Below are 4,927 nucleotides of genomic sequence, written 5' to 3' on the forward strand. Positions count from 1 at the left end.
CCGTTAATGATCATCGAAACCTGGTGATCGCCCAGATGAAATTTACGCGTGGTAATCAGCACGAATTTTTGCTTGCGTGTAATGTTTACTGCTGCACCCGCAGGATAAATCCGCTCCGAAACTTTATACACTTTTTTAGTGTTCTGGCCGTTTTGCTTTTTATAGTAAATGGCGTATTCCAACCTCACTTTTTGTTCAGTCGGATTTTCGTTCAGAATAGAAAATGAAAACTCCAGACTTTCGCCAATTTTGACCTGAGGCGTTAAGATTTTGAAATCTTTTAATAAAATCCCTGTATCATCTAAGCCATAATGTTTAAGGATATCCACATGGCCTTGTTTAAGTAATGTACGGCTGCCATGTTTAATAATGGCATCGGTTTCGGCACCCAAACCCGACCAGTTTTTAGCCACATTTAAAACAACCTGAGGATGATCTTTTGCAATATCATTTAAGCTATTGGCAACGCTCCGCCTTACATATTCTGATGGATCTTTTTTAAGGTTTTCCAGTATGGGTAAAATGGATGTCGGGTCTTTTTTCAGAAAGGGGATACCCATGGCCCAGGGTAGGCGCGGACGGCTTCCTTCACTGGCGAGCCTTCTTACTTTATGGCTTTCGTGCAGCGACCATTTTTGCATCTTTAAAATCATCTCATTTCCGTATTTTAAAATGAAAGGACGAACAGCAAATTCGCAGCTTACAAACTGCGTAACAAATTCGAGTGCCTCAACTGAACCTTCGAAATCATCTATACCATAGGTTTCGATATAATCAGGTAAAAACATATAAGCCAGGCTATCTTCTCCAATACCCTGCAGCCTTAATTGTGCGATAGTTTTTTTAATCAACGCTATCGTTTGAGGATAATCTTCGGGTAAAAAATCATGTAATACCTTCGAGGTATGTTTCATCCGCTCTTTTAGTTCTTTTGATTCGAAGTCAGCAGTGAAAACCTTTTTAATAAATTTTCCTTCGTCGAAACCTGGAACAGTAGCCGTTAATGCATGGGCTAATCTATCGTAAAAGGCTGGAGAATATAAATCTTTAAGCGGGCTGGCCATATGGTATGGTAATTACAAAGTGGGAGATTATTTTAATGCAGCGCTAATTTACTAAAAATATTAGTATGTTAAAGCGGCTTATACAAATAATTACTTCATCGTATCATTTTTACGTAACGTTTAAGAATTTCAGCTTTTTCTTTGGCACATTTGTTTATTATAAAAATAACGAAATGAATACTACAAAAATAGGCTGGATCGGGTTAGGTAATATGGGTATCCCGATGGCAGAGCAATTGATAAAAGCAGATTACACAGTTACTGTCTATAACAGGAACAAGGATAAAGAAGCTGCACTGAAAGAACTGGGCGCATCAATAGCCGAAACACCTAAAGCGCTGATTGTAACTACTGATGTGGTAATTGTTATGGTTTCTGATGATGCCGCTATAGAACAGATTTTTAAGGGAGAAGAAGGTCTTTTTAGTGGAGAAACTTCGGATAAGATCATCATCAATATGAGCACGGTTTCTCCTTCTATTTCAAAAGAAATGGCTAAGCAGTGTAAAGCAAAAGGAAACTTTTATTTAGATGCGCCAGTTTCAGGCAGTGTGAAGCAGGCAGAAACCGGTCAGTTGGTTATCATGGTTGGCGGTGAAGAAGCTGCTTTTAATCAGGTAAAACCGATTCTGGAAAAAATGGGCAAACTTGCCAAACTTGTTGGCGAAAATGGTGCGGGCAACAGTGCAAAGCTGGCCATCAATTCGCTTTTGGCCCTATATGCACAGGGCCTGGCTGAAACCGTTTTGTTTGCGAATGAACAAGGGATTAAAACAGAAGACTTATTAGAATTGATCAATAATGCAGCCATTGGCAATATTTTTACCAAAATTAAAGGTGATGCCATTGTTGCTGATCATTACCAAGCTGCTTTTGCACTTAAACATATTGTAAAAGATCTGAACCTGGCCAAAGCCGAAGGGATTTCATCACCATTGGCTAAAACAGCACTAAATACTTTCGGAGATGCGGCTGCAAAATATGGAGAAGAAGATATTATTGCCGTGATTAAGCAGGTAAAGGATAATTTAAGCAAGATAAATTAATCTTTAAGTGCGCCAAATGTACTTCACAATATAAATGGCGGTACAATTAATGTAATCACAACATAGCGTTTATCCTTTTCCAAAGCAAGGTCAACAATTTTTTAACTAATTATCGATTTTTATTAATTTGCTCAATAGGCACATTATCCCGTGCCTGCTGAAAATCAGCTGGTATTGAAATCTTGTATTACTTAAATACGATTAAGACTATGATTATAATTGCTAAAATCAAATCCTTTTTTAAACGCACCGTCGAATTTCTTTCCCCGGCAGAAAAAATACCAGGCAGGGCAGGTAAGCTTATTGTTGCCTTTGTGGTACTGTTTCTATCTGTAATGCATGTGCTTTACTTTTATCAGCATATACCAATCTTATATCTTGTAGGCTATCTGTTGTTTTATGTGGGTTGTGGTATTGTCATTTCAGTTTTGATAATGCGTTTATTAAAATTATTGCCGCGCATTCCCGCCGCTTATCAGGTTGCCATTATTTTTTGTTACCTGGCTGTTTTTTATTTTTTTTATCTTCCTGCCACTTATGGCTGGGTGCTGATTGCAGGAATAATTGTATTGCCAGTATTGATATTGACTGGTTTTTATCAATGGAAAAAAGGCAGCCTGTTTCCATTGAAAAATTTGAAAAATATTTTTTGGTTTCTGGTAGTGGTACTTTCTTCTGTTGCTTTCATTTTAGGTCTGTGTATTTTCTTGGGGCAAGGAACTAAGCCGATAGCTGTTGTAAATTATAAACTGAATGGTAAGCTTCCTGAGGCAATTGATCTGCCAGATCCATCGCGTAAAGGGCCATACAAATCTTATGTGCTCAGTTATGGCAGTGGAAAGGATAAGTGGCGGAAAGAATTTGGTGATGGTGTGAAGATAAAAACAACAAGCGTTAATGGTTCTCGTTTGCTCTCCTCCTGGATCGGGCTTTCGGGAAAGCTGAGAACCATATATTTTGGGTTTGATCAGAAGTCGCTTCCGCTGAATGGACTGGTTTGGTATCCACGTGATAAAAAAGAAAAGTTGCCGTTAGTGGTAATCGTTCATGGCAATCATCTTGCCCAGCATGCTTCCGATCCAGGCTATACTTTTTTGGGCGAGTTATTGGCCAGTCGCGGATATATGGTGGTATCGGTAGATGAGAATTTTCTTAACCTTTCGTTAACTGATCTGGATGTATTTGGCGGTGGATTAAAGAATGAGAATGCAGCGAGGGCATGGTTACTGTTAAAACACCTTGAACTTTTGCGCAATTGGAACAATACACCCGGAAATAGCTTTTATAAAAGAATTGATATGGATAAGATTGCCATTATTGGTCATTCGAGGGGAGGAGAGGCCGTAACCCATGCGGCGGTGTTTAATCGGCTTAGCCATTATCCCGATGATGCAAGGGAGGTGTTTAAATTTAATTTCAATATTGGAGCCGTTATTGCCATAGCACCTGTTGATGGCCAGTACAAACCTGGCGGAACCTTAACAGTTGCAAAGGATATCAATTATTTTGTGATCCAGGGGGCTCTTGATATGGATATGCAGACCTATGGTGGACTTGCTACCATGAAAAGGATCCAGTTTTCTCCCAACTTTAATGGTTTTAAAGCCGGTCTTTATTTAAGTGCAGCCAATCACGGGCAATTTAATTCAGTTTGGGGTCGAAAAGATGGGGCAGGGCCAGGCATCAATAGGTTTAATCTAAAACAGTTGATGGATGAGCAGGAACAGCAAAAAATATTGAGTGTGTACATTAATGGTTTTCTGGAAACAACACTAAACAATCAGGCGGGTTATAAACCGCTTTTTATGGATGCAAGATCTGGTAGAAATTGGTTGCCTAAAAAGCTATACATGAACCAGTTCGAGCCTGCACAAAAAACCTTATTGGCCGATTTTGAAGAGGATGTAAATGTTGGTACAACATCTATTCCAGGAGGCAAAATTACCTCAAGCGGCCTTCGAGAGTGGAAGGAACAGCAGAATAAGTTTTTATGGAGCATGCAAATTTCCAAGGCCGTTTACCTTGGTTGGGATTCGTTAAAACCCAAACATCAGGCTAGTTTCTTTTCGGTGGCTTTATCTTCCCCGCTCTCTCTGTCGGGTAAGATGTTAAGTTTTTCATTGGCTGCAGGGAAGGAAAATGCTTCAGGAAATAATAAGCCAATCGATTTCACTATTGAGGTGGAAGACGTTAAAAAACACCGTTTTTCTTTTCCTTTGAGCAGCTGTAGTCTTCTTCAGCCTCAAATGGCAAAAAACCTGAGTAAGTTTGACTTATTTAACGATTATCCARACTCAGAAGCGGTACCAGATTTTTTCTATTTCGATATAGAGAAAATTTTAGGCGGCAATAGCCTATTTAAGGTTAATGATCTTAAAAAAATTAGATTTATCTTTAATAAAACACCTTCCGGAGATATTATTGTGGATGATATCGCACTGATCAATAAATAACGGGATTGATTTTATCCTATCGGTTGGTGTCTCACCGACCGAAATAGATCGTTTGATGTGTACAGGTAAAAAACTATTTACCCGCTATTAGAATTAGGAAATGGATGGCTTGTGGTTCTTGGAGACCGCCAGTCCCGCTTTCACTTATAGTCCTCGCTGCGCTCCAGGCTATTCCGCTCCATCCGATAGCTATCGGATCGGGTTTAGAAACCAGGGCTTGTGCACCCTGCAACCCAACAAATGAAATAATGCTGTGGCCACCTAGCCCCGGTTGCAGCGCTACCCTGCAGCAACGAGGTACGAGGCAGCGAAGCGTAAAAGCGTAAAACGGGAAGAAGCTCATTATTTTACACAGAACTTGCGC

The 4,927-nt window shown here is 39.7% G+C and carries 4 protein-coding genes; 2 read left to right on the forward strand and 2 right to left on the reverse strand.

Annotated elements, in window-relative coordinates; all coding sequences use genetic code 11:
• Positions 1-1,064: DNA alkylation repair protein (locus AC1DND_RS19440; protein WP_477584123.1), on the reverse strand; the 1,064-nt coding region annotated here is incomplete at its 3' end.
• Between the two features lie 173 nt (positions 1,065-1,237).
• On the opposite strand from AC1DND_RS19440, the gene AC1DND_RS19445 reads away from it, so the two are divergent.
• The gene (locus AC1DND_RS19445) at positions 1,238-2,110 is read left to right on the forward strand and encodes an NAD(P)-dependent oxidoreductase (RefSeq protein WP_477584125.1); all 873 of its coding nucleotides are present in this window, start codon (positions 1,238-1,240) and stop codon (positions 2,108-2,110) included.
• Between the two features lie 209 nt (positions 2,111-2,319).
• Positions 2,320-4,563 carry a hypothetical protein gene (locus tag AC1DND_RS19450; protein WP_477584127.1) on the forward strand — a complete coding sequence of 748 codons (2,244 nt, stop codon included), beginning with the start codon at positions 2,320-2,322 and terminating at the stop codon, positions 4,561-4,563.
• Between the two features lie 73 nt (positions 4,564-4,636).
• Here AC1DND_RS19450 and AC1DND_RS19455 read toward each other — a convergent pair.
• Positions 4,637-4,927 (reverse strand): hypothetical protein (locus tag AC1DND_RS19455; RefSeq protein ID WP_477584129.1); only part of this gene is annotated, 291 nt, incomplete at its 5' end.

This window comes from Pedobacter sp. 01N416, assembly GCF_056399685.1.

Excerpts from the sequence above, each read along its gene's own strand:
- AC1DND_RS19445 (WP_477584125.1), top strand. The coding sequence starts at position 1,238 with ATGAATACTACAAAAATAGGCTGGATCGGGTTAGGTAATATGGGTATC.